Origin of the sequence: Bacillus cereus group sp. MYBKT14-1 (genome assembly GCF_051915185.1) — a bacterium.
GTDB lineage: Bacteria > Bacillota > Bacilli > Bacillales > Bacillaceae_G > Bacillus_A > Bacillus_A cereus.
In genome coordinates this window covers 57,103-77,816 of record NZ_JBQAEF010000015.1, presented here as the reverse complement: position 1 = coordinate 77,816, position 20,714 = coordinate 57,103, and the positions used below count along the sequence as shown (strand labels likewise).

The following is a 20,714-nucleotide window of genomic DNA, read 5'->3' as shown; positions in this document are numbered from 1 at the left end:
CAAATATGACTTGTTCTTTTAACTATTAAGTCTTTTATAATCTGTTATAGTCGATATAACTAGAGTCATAATAAATCCACTGCCCTGTTCCAATTCTTAGCCAGCCGTTCTCTTCTTCATATACTGTAACTTTTTCGCCTTTACTTGTCTTTCTAACAATAGAATAGTTTGTACCCGATCCGCTTCGAACATTTACGCCAATACCATTAATTTGAGCCGTTCCAATTACCTTTTCAACACTACCATTTTCAATTACTTGTAGCATATTTAGAATGAATGTTGCTGTTTCACCACGAGTTGTTGTTCCTTTAGGGTCGTATTGATTGTCACCCTTACCTCTTACAATACCTAGGCCATACAGTCTTTGTACGTCTTCTTTATAAATAATTTGGTCTGTGTCTGAGAATGGTAGGTTTACAACTGGTCCCCATATACCTTTATACTGTAAAGCCTTGTTTACAATAATTGCTGATTCTTCTCTTGTAATAGGTGTGTTTGGGTCAAAATAACCATCTCCTCTACCTTGAATGATACCTGCACTTGCAGCACGTTTAATACCATCTCGTAAAGTTGAGTTTGCATCGTTTAGGTCTTTAAATGAAGTATCTCCAGCTGGCAGGTTTAGAGATTTAGAGATTAGTTGAGCAAATTCGGCTCTTGTTATCGCTCTATTAGGTGCGAAAACTCCGTTTCCTTCCCCTATCATAATACCCCTTCTATTTAACTCTCGTATAGCTTCTTCATACCAACCTCCAGTAATGTCATCTTTTGGTTGATAAAGATTATTATAATACCCACCAACACCATTTACGAATGCATCCCATTGTCCATTATTAATCATATTAGCAGGGCAGATTTTACCACTCCATTTTTGGTGTTTTACAATGTTATTTAACGGTACACCAGTTTCTTTCATTAAATAAGCTACAAGTTTCTTAGCATTATCTACCGCTTTACTATAGTTACCGTCACTGTTAACTGCGATTTCAATTGCAATAGATTCTCTATTACCTGGACCATCACCGTCTCCTGCGTGCCATCCGTTCTCGTTTAATGGTAGATGTTGATAAATTTCTTTATCGTCTACTGTAAAATGCCACGATGCAGCTCGGTCTGTGTTGCCTACTGCTTGGTTATATAGGTATTGGGCGTGGTTTCTAGCACCTGCTCCTACACTTGTATTATCAGTCTCATGAATTGTAATGTACTTTGGATTCATATAGTTTTGAGGACGAATATTATCGTTACCTGCTGGAACAATCCATTCAGTGAATGGAACACCATTTATTGTACTAGAGGTGCTAGGTGATATGGGAGACAGACTACGTTTTGTTCTGTTTGAATTGTTAGGAACAGTTAGTGTACCCGTTTCTTCATGAATACCTTCTGAACGTTGAAGACTATCTACTTTCTTATTGTCGACAGTACCTCCACCACGTCCATCTACCCCTTCAAAACTAGCTTCAATACTTTTTAAAGCTTGTTCATCTGATGTTGTTTTACTTTGTTCTTGAACGTTTGTAGGTTGCTTATTGTTTACTAATTGTTGTTCCTCTGCAAACGATACCAATGGTGAAGATAATACCGTTAATCCTGCCGTGAATGCTACTACTTTTTTATTAAATTTAATGTTCATTTCTAATTTGGTATACCTCACTGTTTTAATAGATATACCTTCCTCCTTGTACTTCTTTTAGTGTGAATGTTAGTTTAAATAATGGTAGTCTGAACCTTAAAAATAACGGATTGATTTTACATTTCATATGTCAAACCGACATCTATAAGTCCTACATGAAATATCAGTACTTTAGAAGTATAACACAGCACGGTTGCAGTCATCCCAGGACTCTTACAAGTAATCTCCTAATCTTGGACATACTGATAGCATGAGTCTAAAAAAAGGGCATTATCACATCGCTATCAATCTAAGGTTTTACACTACCCATAAAGCAAAAATACGTTATCCTTTCTGTAGAATTATAGGAAAGAATAGCGTATTTTTCATTTGAGGATAATTTAATTTCGTTAGATTAATAGCAATTTAGCGAGATTATAACACAATCATCTCTAAAGTATAAATCATCACCAATTCAGTTAACTTTTTGATAGTAGGTATCGCTGCAATTAATCAATTATTATACAGTAGTTAGTATTTTATTTTTAGTCTCAGGTTGAATCATGTATGTAAAATCAAGGATGATTAAAGAAGATTCTTTATTTCAATAATTGGGTAATTGCTGCTTCAAAATCACATTTTCCATATCCTGCATCAATACCTGCTTTCATCTGATTTTCCATAACTTCACATACACTGGTATCAATGTTATTATCCTCTAATGTTTTCATTACCGTTTGGAGTCCATGCGTATGAACATCCAAAGATGCGACGATAGCATCTTGGAATTTGCCAGTGTAATTTTCTAGATTATCAGGCAAGTGGGTAACCAGTTGGTGACCCACCACTGGAAGTGCTGCCTTAATATGTTTGCAATACTCGGAGATAGGTAATTTGTTTCGTATACAAAGCGCTGAACCTAGTAGGGCAAACCAATAAAGACCAAATTGCAGAGCTGACGTGCTCATCTCAATTATTTCTGCAAAGCGAATGTCTGTCCCAACAAAATGTGGCGAAGAAAGTGCCGAAAGTTGATCTTCAATTTGGTCAAAAGCCTCCTTGGGGCCAGAATATACAAGATATGCGCGATGTGTGCCAATATCGTGAGGATAACAAATAATCACACTTTCAAGGGCGATAGCGCCTCTGTCTTTAATCATTTGCTCAAAAATTTGGGCTTGAGTTGGGGTTGTTGTAGTAGTGTTTACAATTATTTTTCCTTTGATAGCTTTCGATTTGCATTGTTCAATAACCTGCATTGCTATCTTATGATCTGGTAAGTTTAACAGAACGAAATCGCAATCTAGAGCTTCATCCAATGATAATTTAAACGTAGCTCCTTCAGCTACAAATGGCTTGGCTACCGTGGGATTTTTATCGACAATGGTAATAGTATGACCTGCTTTCATAAACGCGCGAATCAGAGCGCTTCCCATAACACCACAACCAACTACAGTAATTTTTGACATAATCGACCTCCAATATGATTTATTTAGTCCGCTTGGACTAAATAAATCATATTACTCACATCAAATTTTGTCAAAGTTTTTTGAATAATAAAAAAATCAAAGCGTAATATTTGCTAGCACAGCATCTATTCTTGACTCATCTATCTTTTCGTGAAGTGAATAAATAAGAAGCCCATCGATAATGATTAAAACTGCTTCTGCCTTATATACCATGTGGCCATCCTCGCCTCGATAAATCTCTTCCAAAACACGTATGATGGACTCTCTCCAATCGTTATAAACATTTTTGATTGCAGACCTTATTTCCGTATTGTATTGACCCATAGTGCTTATTTGCGTGAAAGCCCACGATTGGTTTTGATGACTTATCAAAACCATATCTTTAATGAAATGTTTTACTATCGTTTGTGAACTTTCGTTGAGATTGGCGTTATTTTGTTTATACTTTATGTACCAATGCTCAATCTCCGTTTTATATGAAATAGCAAAAAATTCGATATAAGCCAGTAGAAGTTTCTCTTTTGTATTAAAATAATAGTTGATTTTTGAATGAGCAATTTTGGCCTTTGCTGCGATATCTCGCATAGAAACCTTTAGAAGAGGCTTTTCCTCTAAACATTGCTGAAGTGCATGCAGTATTTCTTGCCGTACCTGTTCTCTGTCAACAATAAGTGGCATATCCTTCCTTCTCCTTTTCTAATTTAATGTGCCTGATATCTTTTTCCTATCGATACCTCAACACATGAGATTATAGCACATTATTGACCTGTTTGATCTTGAGCATTTTTGCTTTTAGATCCCCATCAATCCAAGATTATCTAACTTTAATTTCACGTAAGTTTTTCTTTTTTTAATATCAGTCCGTTTTATTTAAAAATAGGAAAATCCCCATCACCATCCACTTAAGAAATTGATTGTTGTCCAAAACTAAAGAATTGAGCCTAATTTTCATGAATAATTGTAAAAAGTTGAAATTTTCGTTATGGGAATAATTAAAACACCTTAGGTTGATGGGAATTGGGCGGTACTCCTTAAAGGCTGAAACATAGCTGCATAACTATTGAAAATAAACATAAGAAAGACGTTCTACTCCATATAGATAGAACGTCTTTTCACTTTATCTCATAACATATAAAGATTTTTTACTTACTTAAATCGCATTGTACTTAAAAAATCGATAAATTCATCTTCATTTACAGGTTTACTGTAGTAATACCCCTGAATTAGATAACATGCATTACGCTGTAACACTGTTAATTGTTCCTTCGTTTCTACCCCTTCTGCGATCACTTTCATGTTTAAAGTATGTGCTAGTGAAATAATGGTTTGTATAATTTCATTTCCATCCGTAGAAGTTCCGATCCTGTTAACAAATTCTCTTGGAATTTTCAAGGTATCAATTGGATACAAAGAAAGATACGCTAATGAGGAATATCCTGTACCAAAATCGTCAATTGATAAATGTACACCATATGATTTCAATGCTTTTAACTTCGATAAGGTTTCTTTTTCATCTACCATTGCTATTCGCTCTGTTAATTCCAAATCAATCGAATTGGCAGGTACTCCTACCTCTTTTATGGTAGATATGATTGTTTGAACAAAACCTTTCTGTTCAAACTCTATAGCTGATAAGTTTATCCCCATCTTTAGATTTACATAGCCCGCTGAATGCCATTCTTTCAGTTGTCGACACGCTTCCTGTAACGTCCATTTCCCAATTGAAATAATCTGCGAAGTTTCTTCCGCGATAGGTATAAACTCAAAAGGTGAAATTAGCCCTAGCTCTGGATGTTGCCAACGTATTAAAGCCTCTGCACCAATAACGATACCCGTCTTACTATCAATTTGTGGTTGATATAATAAAAATAACTCATTATTTTCTAATGCATTCGGTAAATCCTGTTCTAATCGCAATCGTCTTGTTATTTTTTTTGATAATGTTTCGTCATACATGCAAACAGCATTGTTACCTTTTTCTTTTGCACTATACATAGCAATATCAGCATGTTGTAAAAGTGTAGTAGTATTTATTCCTCCAAACGGATACACTGCTATTCCTATACTAAGAGTTAAGTAAAAACTATGTTGATTAACTAAAAATGGTTCTTCAGTTATAGAAAATAGAGTTTCACATAAATCCAATAGCTGTTGCTCTGTGCGGTTATGGACAATGATCGCAAACTCATCTCCACCTATTCTTGCTAGAGGAATAGTCGGTGACAGACACGTCCTAAAACGTTTGGCAACTTCTTTTAAAACCCTGTCACCAATCGAATGACTCAGTGTATCATTAATAGTCTTAAAGCGGTTTAAATCAATATACAGGAGTCCAAACTTATCCTGTGATTTTTGTGCATGCTTAATGGATCTATCTAATTCTTGTTGGAAGAATGTTCGATTTCCAATCTCCGTCACCGTATCATGGAATGCTAGATAATTTATCTCATCCTGTTGCTGTTTCATCTTCGTTATGTCTTTTACCATTACATAACTTCCAAAAGCTTGTCCTTCTATCATAATAGGAACAATTGTGACATACCAAAAATGTATGTCCTTCACATTGTTATTTTTTACACGTAACTGTAACGAAGACGAACTACATCGTCTCCCCTTCTTTATAGCCGCCTCCAATTCAGATTTATCTTCATCTAAAAAAATAGAGAAGCACTCTTTTCCTATTAATGCAGCACTGTCTCCGCCTAATAACATACTTCCAGACTGGTTTATATTTAATACGATACCATTTGAATCAATTGTTAATATAGGATCTGGATGATACTCATATAAAGACTTAAATCTCTCTTGATTTTTTACCAAATCATTAGATTTGTTTATTAAATCCTTTGTTCTTTGAGATACTGTTTGTTCTAGTTGATTATTAAACACTTTTAAGGTCTCGGTTAAATCTTTGTTTTGCATTCGTACAATTGTATGACGAATCAGTACAAATACAAAAGCAATACAATTCCCCGTAATCAATGTAGCTGAAGAAGTTTGCTCTTTCAAAGTAAAGCCAATTAAGACTGCAACTGCAAGATAAGGGAATATGACAAGGAGTTTCTTTCCAAATATCGGATTTATAATAAAATAATTTCTTTTAGAAACAGCATCCTTTGGGATTGTAGCAGCAATGGCGATACATAATAGGAAAACTCTATACAAGCACCTTAATAATATAACGGAACGGTCTGACAAATCATCTTGTAAGTAGAAATACAGATAGTCTGTAATAGCCAATCCAGTTAATACTAGGATAAAAATAAACAATTTACTTTTTGCATTGAAAATAGCGGGTCGAAAGATTAAGGTAAATCCAAGTAATAGAAGCAATAAATCTATAATCGGAAAAATAAATGAGAGAAAAACATCTCCAATTGATAAGAATAAGATATTTGCAGAAGGTTTATTAAATAAATACCACTCTAATGTAAAAATAGCAGTAACAACAATACATAAATCACAAAGTAAATATGCTTTCTCCCATTTGTTACATTCCATCATGATTTTATAAAAGAACGCAAAGAGGAAGAAAAATAAGAAAAACAGTAGAAACACATCAGAAATATTAAAATTTTGTATTGGTAATTCTACATTAAGTACTTGAAAAGCGGATATGAAATTCCCTATCAAAAAACACCCTATTGCAATAGTAATGCAAACCCAGAATACTCCTAACTTAATTTTTTTGGATAATATAGAATACAGTAATGAGATAAATACAGTAGTTTCAACGACTAAAGATGATAGTCGGATATTAAAATCTGATATGAAATAATGATTCGGAAAAACAAATAAAAATATAAAGCAAAAGCTTATATAAGCTATTAAAGCCAATATCAATACATAAAATTGCACATATACATGTTTACGCAATAAGCTCACCTTCTTGATTTTTTCTATACTTTTATTAAAAAATGGCTTGATAGTGGCACAAGTCCTACTAATTAAAATGTGTGCACCTATTATCCATATTATGACCTTTTTAAAAGATTTCTTTCTACATAAAACAGTCTTGTTAACTTTTTGTAGATGTTTACAATTTTTAATACTGAGGATTCCAAAAAGGATAAGTTGAGAAATGGAGTTTTTTTAGTATTTGGGTATCTTGAATTTGGATGGTTCAACTTATCTACTCTTTAAATACGAGATAGAATATAATCCTCTATTGGATTATAGTTAGTTGCTAACTGTCACACTTAAAAAGGAATGAAAATATACTATCAATAACATAGAAATTTGAGTTAGTTTACGAAACCAACTGTAACTATTATAGTTACAACGTAAATTGATGTCAATTTCATATTACTCCCCTTTTTATGGATAAAAGACACCTTTGAACTTTACAAGAGACAAAAAAAGAAGAGGGATTTCTTCCCTCTTCACCAATAAAATCGAACATATTTACAATTAAGGAAGGGCATACATCCATCAAAAGATGAAAGGAACAACAATAGTTCACCTAGTGAATTATAACACAAAAATACTCCCATTAATAGATAATATTAACATTTACGGAATAGTTGTGACGGAATTGTTAAACATCAAAATATTAAAAGGATTTATATGAATATAAATTCCCCTGAAGCTGAGCAAATAGTACCTCCTTACTGCTCTTTTTGTTTTTATTGTCACCCTTTCAAATCATCTTCATATGTTGTATATAGATATCTCCTTTTGGATTGTCAATGATGCCTCTTTCTAGTCCTAATGTATGCCTTACAAAGAGCACTTTTGACAAGTGCTCTTTGTCCTTTGTAATACACTCAATCTATAATAAAGTAATTTTAATGTATGAATAATTTACAGCTGCCTTATTGTATGAATTGTAACTATTTGCACACACTATAATTGGAAAGCTTGAATCATTGTCATTAAAAAATGTTCAGCACTTCCGCTCCTTAAGAGAACAGTCTACGCAACTGTTCTCTTTTCCTTTTTTACAAAAAAAACAGAACAAGCACAGTTAACTACGCTACGATTAATTGCATTGCAACATTCTCAACGTTCCCTCAACAATTCCTCAATATTTTTCATGGACAATAGCACACTTCCTCAACGTTAATAATATCTTAATATTAAATACTGCAAGGAGGTGCTAGAAAATGACTTGGTTCATTATTTTAGGATTTATGCTTATTTTAAGTATAGGCGGCTTTCATACACATAGTATTCATATCATTTTCAAAATAGATTCAGATACAAAAGCTATGCCAAGTTGGTCTTTCGTTAATAAAATAAACTTTCGAACATTTAAAGAGTTGTTAAAAAAACCAAACAGGAATAAACTCAAAAGCCTTACAATAGGAGAACTGTTTATCCCTTTAAGTCTATTCAATAAATTATTTGGCAAAACATTAATTTTTCTAATCCTATTCTTCTATTCTCAATTCTTAAACTAAATATAATATAAGATGAGTAAAAGAATAGCAGTCGCCGACCATAACAAACAACAGACCGCCCATTATAGACGGTCTGTTTTAAAACAAATTGACTACCGAAACAGATTTGTTTCGGACTATTCTCGTTACTATAATTGTACGTAGAATGATAGACTAGAACTTCCACTTAGTCTTGTTCTGTAATTACTTCTCTTTTTGAAGGAAGGCCTTTAACTTTTTTAAATAATCAATTTCCATACGTAAACATTCATTTTCATCTTTTAATGTCTCTATAACCCCTTCAATAGTTGCATTATTTAACTTTGATCTTGTCTTTTCCATAGCTGGACCCCCTTTCTTCTTTTTATATAGGAATTCCACGCCTTTTAAATCATGTATTTCCCTTCACCTACGAACTATTGCAATACATTCTTTAACACAAAAAATCCATTTATTTCATTTGTTTGTATTTTATTTCTCAGAATTTGAGATATATCTTTTGAAAAATCCCCTGTTTTCCTTCTATATTTATCTCTCCTAAATAAATCGTAATACATATTATACCCAACAAATTTGTAAGCTTTAATCTTATTTTTAACAAAGCATTCTTAATTTTAAATAGACATAACACTTCATACTGTCAACTCCCCCTATATTGATAAATACGAATCATCTAATTTATTTGACATTCCAATGAATTATGACAGGAAAATATATACATTAAATTAAACCTAATGTATCTTTGGTTTGTAAGTCGTAGTTAGTTGGCCAACTTTCAATACAATTTAATAATTAAGAATAAGGGGGATTTAAAAATGAATCAAGTATTAAGGAAAAATAAGAAAAAAATGATGTATCTAGTCGGTTCACTTCTAATTTCTCTATCAATGTTTTCAACTACAAGTTTTGCAGCTACAGAAGGTGCTATAAAAAGTGTTACAAATAGTAGTTATACTGGAATTGCAGCCGATATAAATCTACCAAAATCAGTTGTTGTTAAGGATGGATATGTAAATTGGTATTTAGGTATTGGAGCATCTAAAGTTGAAGGTGGTATTTCAAAAACACCAAGTGGATATAAAGTATTTCTTAATTCAGGATATAATGAATCAGGTCAAAACAATAAGTATTGGAACACACAATATGATACATTAATTAAAGATGGTGATCGAGTAAACCTTAAAATAATTAATAACGGCAATGGTACGGTTACTATGTATGTAAATGGAATTCCTAGATATGAAAATCAGCCTGTATATGGCTCATTTTCTCAATACGAACCAGTAAAAATGGTTCAAGGCGTTGAAGATACTGGACGTAATTCTTTTAGCCAAGCTAGCTTTTCAAATGTACTTCTAAGAGCAGATACATCTGGATCTATCTACAAAAGTTGGAACGGTTCAATTTCTTCCTCATTTTCTAAACACGGTACTTATAGTAACAATTTCACAGTTTATTCTCAAGTACCATTAAGCGCAAGTTTACGCTAAGATTGTTCTTGTATTCGGATGTTTTTGTAAAAAAAGATAGCTGTACTTTTGTACAGCTACCTTTTTTCATATGGTGAATTTTTTAATAGATATTCTATCAGCCATAAGTTACGTTCTTCATATTTTAGCTTCTTTGGATTCAATAGTACTTGATCAACATGTCTTATTCCTCCACTTAACGTATCGAGATTCAGCTTATAGCAACTATAACACGCTTTATTATTAATAATACTACTCTTCTTATTTTAACTTTAATTCCATTGCATTGATTTTTTAATAATAAATATACAACTTAGTAATGATAATAGATATACAATAAGAATAATATACAACTGTTTTGGTTCAATGCTATCGATATAAAGACTCATAATTGGATATGACCAAGGAAATAGTATCCAATAGTTTGTATGAGAGATAAAAAAGCTACCCAACCCGCCTATAACCCCTACTAATAATGAAAGTAACGGAATTTTATAAAATATTATATTTATTAAAAATTGTAGATTCACAATAGTTAAAGAGCTAATCACCATAAAAAGTATAGAAAAAATTAATCTTTGATAAACAGTCCCAAGATTATCAACCGTTAATACTATAGGTATACTAGTTATGACTAAAGCACATATTAAATAACCAAAAGTAATTATTAAGCAAAACAAAAACTTATTACTTAATATAGTTTTTAAAGTGATTCCATGATAAATAGCAGACATATATCCTTTTCTTCTGAATTCGTTTACAAAAGAAAATGACACTAATAGACCTATCGCAATAGGTAAAAATAATCTACAAAAAAGGCTTAGAATCGCTATATGCATGAAAACTCCATCTTTTAATTGAGGTGATACAGTTAGAAAGATTTGAAAACTTATTGGTATCAACAGAAACAATAATAACAGAATATACAATCCATTATGAAGACTTTTTTTATATTCACCTAATATACCCACTTATTTCACCCTTTATTATTCATATGTATAATATTTAAAACTCATAGTCAATAACATAATTCCTAAAATATAGATTGAAGAACTTGCAAGATATAGTAAAATAGTTGGTTCTTTCATCATTACGTCACTTACTATATTCAATGCATAAAATATTGGAAATGTCTTTGTGAATACTGCAGGGAATAATCCATATGTTACGCTAAAGAAAATCCAAATAACTGACAAGGATGCCGCAAGAATTCCCTTTTTTATAATTAAATGAAAAAGTAATTGAGAATATGGTATTGCTAAAGATAGACTTGTACAAAGCATCAACATTTTCAAAAAATAAAGTATAGGTATTTCATATCCATTTATAAAAATATAGATACCCATAACTGAAAAATTTAAAATATTAAAGATTAAATAAAACAGTATAAACAATAAATTTTTAGCTACCAATAATTTAAACTTTGAAATTGGCTTTGTATAAATAATGGCCCAAGTGCCATATTTATTTTCAGAAGAAATGATAAAATACCACATACAAGCAGAAAAAATGCTTAATGTTAGTGTATTAAAGTTTACTGTAATTGCTATAAGATTCGTAGATTGAAATATGTCGGGATTATTCTTGTTAAAAATAAAATAACTTATACACAAAAAGCTTGATAATAATGAAAAAAACAAAGAAAATAATAATAATTTTCTCCCACCAATTTTCCTCATCTCACTATTCACACTTTTAAAGATAAATTGCATTATGATAGTAACTCCTTTTGTTTAGTTAAAGATAAAAATACTTCCTCTAATGTTAGCTTTTTAGGGCTAACTTCAAAAATATCTATATCATTTTTAATTAATATTCTGGTTAAATTAGGAACACTATTTTGATCTATCATTAGTTTGAATACCCCTTCTTTTTCTAGGCTATAAGGTATATCCTCTGTATTTAAAATCCTTTCTGTGGCAGTAGTGTCATTAACATGAACAATATATTCTCTAGAAGTAATAATACTGTTTAAATTCCCTTCATAGAGTAAGTTACCCTTATGTAGTAATGCTATGTGATCTGCTATCATTTCAATTTCAGCTAAATTATGACTAGAAATAAATATTGTCTTCCCCTCATTTTTTACTAAATGAAGTAATAAGCGCCTTATCTCGTGTACTCCCTCTGGGTCTAATCCATTTGTCGGCTCATCAAGAATTAGTATTTTAGGATCATTAAGAATAGCAAAGGAAATACCTAGCCTTTGTTTCATTCCTAAGGAAAAATCTTTCACTTTTTTATCTTTTGCTTTATATATTCCTGTAATTTTTAATACTCTTTCTATTTCATCTAAAGGCTTATTAATCATTTTTTGTACATAGGCTAAATTTTCATATGCTGTCAAATTAGGATAGTAGGTAGGTGAATCAATAAAACAACCCACATTTTCAAATAATTCTTCTTTCCATTCTTTGATATCTTTATTATTAAATAATATCGTTCCTTTATCTAATGGAATTAATCCTAATAGCATTCGCATTGTTGTTGTTTTCCCTGCACCATTTGGTCCAATAAAAGCATATAAACTTCCTTCAGGAACAGATAAGTTTAGATTTCTTACAATGGATTGATTATCAAAAGACTTAGTTAAATTTTTAGTTTGGATTGCTAATTTCATTTTGTTCCTCACTTTCTCATTCTCAAATAAAAGTAAGTATCTATTAAATTCTTGATCTATTAGATATTCTATTTACCCTTTACCTAATGTTTGCAATTGGGGTTTAGAAAATACTTCTCGTTGTTCTAATTTTTTATCAGTAAGTTCATAGACTTTATCTACGCGCTCTAAAATATTTTCATCATGAGTAATAATAATCTTGGTGGATGGCATGGCAAATATATTTTCAATCACAGTATTTGCTGTTTCCCTATCTAAATGATTAGTTGGTTCATCTAAGATAAGAATCGGATATTCTTTCATAAACAGACGTAACATAGCTAATCTTTGTCTTTGACCACCGGAGAAATTTGTTCCTCCCTCAGAGATAAAAATATCATTTATACTTTGAAATTGAATATAATTACTTAGATTTAATTTAAGTATAGCATTCTGGATTTTTGTAGGATCATAATTTATATCAAAGTAAGATAAATTCTCAGATAAACTACCTCTAAATAAAACTCCATCCTGAGTCATTAGTCCTACCTTTTTTCTTAGTTCCTCACTGTTCCAATCTTTAATATCTCTATTATCTATTAATATATTCCCCTTATCGGGAGTATGCAATTTTAATAATAAATTAGCCAAAGTGGACTTACCACTGCCACTTTCTCCAACAATAGCAATACTTTCGTTGTTTTTAATGTTCAAACTTAAGTTTTCTATTATTTTTTTGTCATCAAAACTAAACGAAACATTATTAAATTGAATTGAGCCTCTAAGAATGTTTACCTTAGTATCAAATCTATCTATCTCCAATTCCTCTTCCAAGATGTCTAAAGTTCTTAATAAAATTGGTTTAACTGAATTCCAATTTAAAATTGATCCTATAATTGTTGAAACCGGAGAAAATATAATACTAGATATGGCAATAAAGAAAAAAATATTACTTAAATCTCCTTCTCCTTTACTAAAATTATAAAATCCTACAGCAAGCATTATGATAATAAATATTGTTGATAGGGAACTATTAAATGATTCTAAAGCATTTTGTTTTAGCACTCGTTTATGCACCGTATCTAAGTATTTATTATAATCTTTTTTCCATACAGATTTAATTTTAGAAAAAATCCCCGTGGCCTTTACATAATACATTGCTTTTAATGATTCATTAATTTTACCTCTATGTTCCCCTAGGTAATACGTTTCGACTAAATTAGCATTATATATAAATTTCCCTAAGGAAATATTGATAAATAGGGAACTAGCAATAAAAAACATCAATATTAAAGTATAAAAAGTCTCAGTATATAATAGATACATCAATAATGGAATGATAACTACTATTGATATAATCATTTCAATTAGATCTTCTAAAATATATCCTCGTATTGACTCTAGACTCATAATTCTTACATTTAAATCTCCTGCATGACGTGAAGTAATCTTTTCTATGGGGATATTAAACATATGCTCAAAAACTTTTGTTGTACTTTTTCTATCAATTTCTTTTTGAAATCTTATTTTTATAATTGAAGTTATAGATTTTATCCCTATAACAACTATTAAACTCCCCAATATAATTAATAGATATCTTACATCCACTTCCTTTGAAGCATTCAAAATATCCATAAACTTTTTCAAAATAAACGGGAAAGTAAAAATTGAGATTTGTGCTAATAATGTTAGTAGTGCTAGTAAAATCATCTGACTAGGGGATACAAAATGATCAATATATCTAAGTAGTATATGTTTTTCACGCCTTTTAATATCTGGCTGTATATCTTCTTTGTTTTCTATTACTAAGATATAGTTACAGAACATCTCTTCAAAACTTCTTATATCAATTACCATGGGTCCTGCCTTAGGATCTACAATATAAAATTTATTTTCTTTAACCCTTTCAATAATTACAAAATGATTAAAGCCCCAAAATGCTATCATCGGCTTTTGTATCCTTTTTAAATCAGCTGGATTTTCTATTCTATATGCAGTTGCAGAGAGTCCGTACGATTTACTAACTTTTTTAATATCCAACAAACTCCATGACGATTTTTTATTGATAATTTTACTATTTCTAATTTCCGAAGCTTGTACTGCTAAACCATAATAATGCATAATCATCGCTAGACAACTAGGCCCACAATCAAAAGAGGTCATTTGCGGTATAAACTTAATTTTCTTTCTTAACATATTTATCACCTATTCTAGGCATTAAAGTATAAAATGCTATTTAGTTTATTATTTTCTAACCTTTGCAGAAAATACAAAATACTTCCTAAACCTGTAAATAATGCGATTTTATGAGGATTAAAATCTTCTATATCAAAATTATTCAAAAAGTTATTTGTTACTTTCATAACAATTTGTTTTTCATTTCGCTCTAACATACCTCTATTTTCTAACTCCAATAAAAAGTCTAGTTTCCCAATTAAACCATGACATAAACAATAATCACTGTTTACATGTAACGTACTTAAGATTTGATTTTTAAAAAAGATTAAATCTGATTGTATATCTTCATTTTGATATGATTCTAAAATTTTAATTCTTGATATTCCCATTCCACTAAACCCTTTACACCAGCTGTCTGTATATTCATATTCACTGATACTCATTTTCTCACTTTTATGTATACCATGTATTACTCTATCGTACTTATTGGTTTTTAATATGTCTTTTAACTTATAAAGTGCGAGAAGTTGACCTGATAATCCATGAACAAATCCCTTTAAAGAATCTTCTAAATTTAGAGTATCGTGAGCTTTCCAATATAAAAATTCGTCATTTGTTTGCATATTATTGACAATGTAGTCGCCGAGATTTTCAGCCACTTTAAGCAATATTTTATACTTAGGATTAACTTGATAGAACTTAACTGCAGTTAAAACTAAACCAGCTGAACCACCTAATATATCAAAATGTTTATCGTTATATCGGCCTTTTTCAATATCAGAGTTGATATCCATAAATATTTGCAATACTACCTTTTCATCAATATAGGCTTTTTCTGGAAAATTTGTTAAATAATAAGAAATGATAGCATTAACACCATTTACAAAACCATAATTATTTTTATTTCTGTTTAGTATTTCTTGCAATGCTTTTTGTTCGAGTTTATTTATAATTTCAATGTGATTAGGGTCAGCGTTATTTCTCAATAATGTACTTATTCCCAATACCCCATCATATATTCCATTATTCAAATGGTTTATCTCGAGCTCCCCTTGCCAATTTGTTTTTAATCCAATAAAATCTACATCACCGTCTTTTGATATATAACAACCATCAAGAATTTTCTCTGTAATTACCTCCCTTATTTTATTTGTAGGTAAATTAGTCTGAAAATTAATTGTTTCCTTTACTGTATTCAGCTTATATAGATTATCATTTTGATTAGAAAGAGACATTTCGATGATTTTTCTTTGTAATAAAAAGTCAGCATATGAAATTTTTTTGAATTTCATTTCTAAATCTATTTCATTACTTGATAAACTCTCGTAAGCCCCCCATTCATACTTATTAAAGAAATATGGAACATCATAAGATAATAGTGCCTCTATCTCTTTTTGAATAATATCTTTCCTAGTAGCCAAGTAGATATTTTTCTCAAGTATATTTTTTAAATACTTTATAGTCTTTGATTTATTCTCTAATAGATCTGGAACATTTAGTCTATCTAATAAAAGAGAATAAATTTTTGTATTTCGATATACTTTTCGATAATTCCATTTAGAAACACTATTTTTCAATATATACACATATTCCTTCTTATTTTTTAAGACTGTATTATATGCATCCTCAAAACCTTTAATAGTATCTTTTATATAATTATCATACTCGTATATATCACCGTTAAAAAACGGTAAATTCTGAACTGTATCTTCTACTATTTTCTCTTCTTTTATTTCAATAGGATTCGATGTAAATTCATTTTTTATTTTAATTGTTTTTACCAAATTCTTCATTAGTCTCCCAATGGCACTGTAATCTCTTATTACCTCTCTACCTCCACTAAACTTTATAGGTAACATTCTAGAATTTAATACTGAATTAGATAATATAAAACTACTGGTTTCTTCAGTAGTACTTGGATTTAATGTACTTCCTAATGTCTCAAAATCAATTATGACTGGTGAGGATTGTTTAGCTATGATATTTTCATTATGTATGTCACTTCCATTAATCAAATACATTACAGAAAGCACTACACCTAAATTATAATAATAATCTTTAATTTGCTCAGTAGATTCACATGATTCATGATTAATATATTCCATATATCCATAATTTCTCTTATTAACTACTTGCGGAATAAAGATATTAGTATTTAAATCCTTATTCAGTTGATTAATTAAACTATGATATAAGATAGAATTTTTCAAATCAACTGGTTTTAAGATTACCTTATTATTAAATTTATCTTCTAAAAGTATTGTTCTCTTTCCATTATTATGATAGTCACCTAGGTTAGTAACTTTTTCTACATGCATAATATTAAAAGCTGACATTTTATGAATTTCTTTTTGATCTTTTTCAAGAGCTCCTTGTAACCAAATCATATAATTTATTTCATTTTCAATGATTGTAAAAATTTTTTCATTTAATAAAGGTAATATCTCAAAAAATTTTATATAGAACCTTTTAAAATGAAAGAAGTTCTTTGTAAAATACTTATATTCTTCACCGCTATCCATTCCTATCAAAACGTTTTCTACTCTAAGTTTATTTATGTATACAATTAAGGATGGTCTTAAAACTTGGTATAGTCTTCTTTCTAAATCAAACATTATTGATTCAGAAACCCTCTCAACATTTCCAAAAAAATCAATTTTATTTTTAATCATATTTTTAAAGAATACTACATATGTTTGTATTATTTTTTGAAAGTTATAGTTTTCGTCATTCTTAATAATATCATTACATGAAAAATCCTCTAAAAAGATACCAAATTTTTTTTCTAGGCCTTCTTTTGTTACTAAAGAAGACCCATTATCTATTGTATTCAAAATTCCATGTGAATTATTTTTCATAATAACCTCTTCTTTTTATAGGTAGGAGAAACAGTTAGAAATTCATTATTATTAAAGAGAGTAAGGCCTTTCGCCTTACTCTCTTTAACTATTAGCGGCATTTTTTACAAATTGTTTGTCCCATAATTGTGACGCATGCTACAGGCATCTTCCAAGGACAATCTTTAGTTATAGTTTCAACCCAACCAGGTCCAATACCACCAACTAATTGTTCAAGCTCTTCATCTTCTACGACTTGTAAATATTTTTCATTCTCCATTTTAATACCTACCTTCTTATTTTTTGAAAATGATGTTATAAATTCAATAATTTACCACAACATTGTCTATAAACAATATACCATTAAATGTTAATGAAAAAAAGATGTGTTTTATAAAAAATAAAATAATAGGATATTTAACTATATCAATATAATAAAAATGAACTTACTTATTATATATTTAAATTATTCTTCTAATATCTGAATAACGATTAAGAATTGTAATTAAGCTTGTGAAAAAGATTAGATTTATAGAAGATATACCTTAAGGAGATTTTACCACAAAAAGGAATAAATGACTCTTTTTTTAATTGTATAATGCTTCGCCAGAAAATTTTAATCATGAAATAACTTTAATATATTTAAATTCTTTTACAGAATTACGCTGCCTTAAAGCCTCTGTAAGGATCTATTATCAATCTTGAATTGCAAAAAGCGTGTTAAAAATAAAAAGATGAAATTGCAAATATATTCACTCCACAATTCCACCTCTTTTAAAAATTGTATATCATCAAGTCTCTTGATCCTCGCTATTCTACCAAATTAATAGCAACACATTATGTAGGTATAGGTTTATATTATTCTACATTTAAATACATGTGATATTGCCTATACTTTGTTATTATCATGTGAAACTAATTCACTATATATCTCTTTCTCTATATTTTTCAAGAGAATTTCCAGCCTATTTTTTGTAGCTAGATTAAAATGTGGATTTAATTCTTTTATTATAAATTCAAGTATCTCAAAGCTTATGTACTCTCCTAATTCAAGTGAATATTGATCACCCAAGAAAGTTTTTAATTTTTTAGAGATCTCCACTTTATCTTTTTTGGTAATATTTACCCCATCCAATAACAAACCTCTCTTAGATTAGTCTTAAATACTAATTCAAAAAGTTTTTATAACATAATAAAAATATTTTGGAATTAATATAAATCATATAATGAAATTTTTACAAATAAATAAAAAATATACATCATAATCACTAAACAATTTATTAAGCATCATAAACATATATCGGCTCGTCATAAAGGCGTAAACATTTTGACCAATTTCCACATAACGCTTCCCATTCACCAGCAGGATATACTTCCGTACGCAATATATGAAGTGGTATACGTAAATTCAATAACCGACCACTAAGCGTCGTACGAGTAACTCCCGCTGGCATTAAAAACTTTGCTTCAATTACCTTTTTCAGTTCCATCAACGAGTATTCTGGATAACTCATCAATATTTCATTTGAATGAGGCCAGACCTCAGTATCATTTGAATGACGGCGTACCGTATACTCATGTTGATATAAGCCGACAATACGATGCCATATCTCTAAATGGGTAAATAAATCGCTATGTAAATCCCTTGCATATAAAAAATGTTCTTGTTTATTTGCTTCTGTAATTTTTGCAAGCAAACGTTTATTAGCAATACTCTTACCTGACCAAATTATTGTAGGTTCTTTCTTTAAATTATTTACCCATTCCCCCATTGGTAATAAATGATTCCAAGCACGAATTTTTATTTTTTCATCAGGTACTACCTGTACAGCAACGCGTTTACAACCTAATGCCATCATAGCCTTCATACGATGGGCACCATCAAGTAACAGATAATTACCATCACTAAGCTCAGATACTAAGGGAGGATTCCGTAAAACACCTTCGCTTTCCATTACACGACAAATTTGTTCCAATCTTTTGTGTTCATATGATTCATGAAAGCGAATTTGCTTGGGATGTAAGAGATCTAAGGCCGAAATAATTTCACTCATAAAAACAGCTCCTCAAATAATTACATAAATTCTAAGCTTATCAAATAACTAATTTTCTATAATGATTAGTCGTGTTTACCGATATTTAGAAGCTATTAAACAATTATTTCAAACTACGTTTTAATAATTTTACTAGTCTTCTAATAAAACACCAATTTCATTTTCCCTAGCCCTTTGATAGTAATAAGCAGCAATGGCTACATCAAATATGGCCATACCCATTGGATTAAATAATATTGCTTTGTCATAAGGGAAATTTTGCAGTGCTCCTCGGATTACAACGTCAGCAATTGATATTGTATCTTCTTTTTGTAAACCTCTTTCAAGGTGCATCCTTTCAACATCAGTTTTTTCACGACAGACTTCTTCCCAATTATCAACAACTAGGGATTTTGTATATTCTAAGATATCAGGCTTAAAATCACGAAGAGAAACATTGAGTAGTAGTGCTCCATCTTTAGGTTTCTTATCGATATAACCTTCTGCAGAAACAGTACAAGTAATAAAAATATCAGCATCATTATAGGCTTCTTCATATGCATTAACCTTTTGAGTTTTAGAATAAATTTCCTCAGGAATTAATTCGTCTTTAATTCCATTGATATCATATAAGTAAACACTTTCGATTTTATCGCCTAATAGGGCAGTTACCATCTTTAAATGCATCTGACCAATAGGCCCAAATCCAATAATTCCAACTTTAATATTATTTAAATCTCTTAATTTGGCAAACTCTCGAATCATTAACCCTGTAACAGAAGCTGTTCTTATTACACTAACCATTGCTGTATTAAGTGTCGCAAATGGTTTCCCAGTCATAGCATCATTTAATATAGTAACTGAATGAGCACGTTGAATACCTTTCTCAATATTCTTTGGAAAACTAGCTATCCATTTGATTCCTGAAACCTTAAATTCTCCTCCAATATAAGCTGGCATAGCAATAATTCTATTAGCCGGATCAGCGAAACGTAAGTATGGCTTAATTGGCTGAGAAAAATCTTCTGAATCAAGACTTTGTACTGCCTTTGAAATGACATTTATTGTTTCTTCCCAATTAACACCCATTTCATTGATATGTTTCGTATTTAAATACATCATAATTGCTTCCT

Annotated in this window: 16 protein-coding genes; 2 read left to right on the top strand and 14 right to left on the bottom strand. The window is 30.3% G+C overall.

Translation table 11 applies throughout. The features are described 5' to 3' along the window. Positions 1–34: 34 nt before the first annotated feature. The 4 genes from ACTFO4_RS25025 to ACTFO4_RS25010 all read right to left on the bottom strand — a co-directional run bounded on the left by ACTFO4_RS25025 (position 35) and on the right by ACTFO4_RS25010 (position 6,960). Entirely contained in the window at positions 35–1,636 is a 1,602-nt protein-coding gene (locus ACTFO4_RS25025; RefSeq protein ID WP_119684456.1) for an S-layer homology domain-containing protein, read from the bottom strand. A 578-nt stretch (positions 1,637–2,214) separates the two neighbouring features. After that, the gene (locus ACTFO4_RS25020; protein ID WP_119684333.1) at positions 2,215–3,084 is read right to left on the bottom strand and encodes an NAD(P)-binding domain-containing protein; all 870 of its coding nucleotides are present in this window, start codon (positions 3,082–3,084) and stop codon (positions 2,215–2,217) included. A 96-nt stretch (positions 3,085–3,180) separates the two neighbouring features. Next, the gene (locus ACTFO4_RS25015) at positions 3,181–3,762 is read right to left on the bottom strand and encodes a TetR/AcrR family transcriptional regulator (RefSeq protein WP_060852576.1); all 582 of its coding nucleotides are present in this window, start codon (positions 3,760–3,762) and stop codon (positions 3,181–3,183) included. A 468-nt stretch (positions 3,763–4,230) separates the two neighbouring features. Then, complete coding sequence (locus ACTFO4_RS25010) at positions 4,231–6,960, bottom strand: EAL domain-containing protein (protein ID WP_440014504.1); 2,730 nt, start codon at positions 6,958–6,960, stop codon at positions 4,231–4,233. A 1,229-nt stretch (positions 6,961–8,189) separates the two neighbouring features. Between ACTFO4_RS25010 and ACTFO4_RS25005 the strand changes: the two genes are divergently transcribed. After that, positions 8,190–8,486, top strand: a complete 297-nt coding sequence (locus ACTFO4_RS25005) for a hypothetical protein (RefSeq protein ID WP_088021233.1) — start codon at positions 8,190–8,192, stop codon at positions 8,484–8,486. A gap of 183 nt (positions 8,487–8,669) precedes the next feature. On the opposite strand, the gene ACTFO4_RS25000 is transcribed toward ACTFO4_RS25005, so the two are convergent. Next, positions 8,670–8,807 (bottom strand): hypothetical protein, encoded by a 138-nt coding sequence (locus ACTFO4_RS25000; RefSeq protein WP_326235465.1) that lies wholly within the window; start codon positions 8,805–8,807, stop codon positions 8,670–8,672. Positions 8,808–9,280: 473 nt separating this feature from the next. Between ACTFO4_RS25000 and ACTFO4_RS24995 the strand changes: the two genes are divergently transcribed. After that, the gene (locus ACTFO4_RS24995) at positions 9,281–9,955 is read left to right on the top strand and encodes a hypothetical protein (protein ID WP_326235466.1); all 675 of its coding nucleotides are present in this window, start codon (positions 9,281–9,283) and stop codon (positions 9,953–9,955) included. 251 nt (positions 9,956–10,206) lie between these two features. Here ACTFO4_RS24995 and ACTFO4_RS24990 read toward each other — a convergent pair whose 3' ends face one another. The 9 genes from ACTFO4_RS24990 to sbnB form a co-directional block, all read right to left on the bottom strand. After that, positions 10,207–10,905, bottom strand: a complete 699-nt coding sequence (locus ACTFO4_RS24990) for an ABC transporter permease (protein ID WP_440014503.1) — start codon at positions 10,903–10,905, stop codon at positions 10,207–10,209. 15 nt (positions 10,906–10,920) lie between these two features. Further along, positions 10,921–11,646, bottom strand: coding sequence for an ABC transporter permease (locus ACTFO4_RS24985; protein WP_440014502.1), 726 nt, complete (start codon positions 11,644–11,646; stop codon positions 10,921–10,923). Continuing rightward, on the bottom strand, positions 11,646–12,554 hold the full coding sequence (locus ACTFO4_RS24980; RefSeq protein ID WP_326265053.1) for an ABC transporter ATP-binding protein: 909 nt from the start codon (positions 12,552–12,554) through the stop codon (positions 11,646–11,648). Before ACTFO4_RS24980 ends, ACTFO4_RS24985 begins: the two co-directional genes overlap by 1 nt. A gap of 72 nt (positions 12,555–12,626) precedes the next feature. After that, complete coding sequence (locus ACTFO4_RS24975; protein WP_440014501.1) at positions 12,627–14,729, bottom strand: peptidase domain-containing ABC transporter; 2,103 nt, start codon at positions 14,727–14,729, stop codon at positions 12,627–12,629. A 14-nt stretch (positions 14,730–14,743) separates the two neighbouring features. Continuing rightward, positions 14,744–17,569, bottom strand: a complete 2,826-nt coding sequence (lanM, locus tag ACTFO4_RS24970; RefSeq protein ID WP_440014500.1) for a type 2 lanthipeptide synthetase LanM — start codon at positions 17,567–17,569, stop codon at positions 14,744–14,746. Positions 17,570–17,660: 91 nt separating this feature from the next. Continuing rightward, positions 17,661–17,828: a type A2 lanthipeptide gene (locus ACTFO4_RS24965; RefSeq protein WP_000426725.1), complete on the bottom strand. Its 168-nt coding sequence runs from the start codon at positions 17,826–17,828 to the stop codon at positions 17,661–17,663. Positions 17,829–18,437: 609 nt separating this feature from the next. Continuing rightward, positions 18,438–18,689, bottom strand: a complete 252-nt coding sequence (locus tag ACTFO4_RS24960; RefSeq protein ID WP_000923221.1) for a DUF2164 family protein — start codon at positions 18,687–18,689, stop codon at positions 18,438–18,440. A 139-nt stretch (positions 18,690–18,828) separates the two neighbouring features. Then, complete coding sequence (locus ACTFO4_RS24955; RefSeq protein WP_326265666.1) at positions 18,829–19,602, bottom strand: ParB N-terminal domain-containing protein; 774 nt, start codon at positions 19,600–19,602, stop codon at positions 18,829–18,831. 132 nt (positions 19,603–19,734) lie between these two features. Further along, complete coding sequence (gene sbnB, locus ACTFO4_RS24950) at positions 19,735–20,703, bottom strand: 2,3-diaminopropionate biosynthesis protein SbnB (RefSeq protein WP_326265664.1); 969 nt, start codon at positions 20,701–20,703, stop codon at positions 19,735–19,737. Positions 20,704–20,714 lie beyond the last annotated feature (11 nt).